Raw genomic sequence first — 272 nt, 5'->3', positions numbered from 1 at the left:
GGTCCTAAGGTAGCGAAATTCCTTGTCGGGTAAGTTCCGACCTGCACGAATGACATAATGATGGCAGCGCTGTCTCCAGCAGAGACTCAGTGAAATCGAAATCGCAGTGAAGATGCTGTGTACCCGCGGCTAGACGGAAAGACCCCGTGAACCTTTACTATAGCTTTACACTGGATGCTGATGTTGTCTGTGTAGGATAGCTGGGAGGCTTTGAAACCGCGTCGCCAGATGCGGTGGAGCCAACCTTGAAATACCAGCCTGACATCATTGGC

The 272-nt window shown here is 51.5% G+C and carries 1 rRNA gene; it reads left to right on the top strand.

The window, feature by feature from the left end:
* A 23S ribosomal RNA gene (locus tag SB786_RS36280) occupies nt 1–272 on the top strand; the annotation flags it as partial.

The sequence above is a fragment of the Burkholderia sp. SIMBA_062 genome, from assembly GCF_046534765.1.
Lineage (GTDB): Bacteria > Pseudomonadota > Gammaproteobacteria > Burkholderiales > Burkholderiaceae > Burkholderia > Burkholderia ambifaria.
Note: the sequence above shows the minus strand (reverse complement) of the source record. Positions and strands in the feature narration are given on the sequence as shown.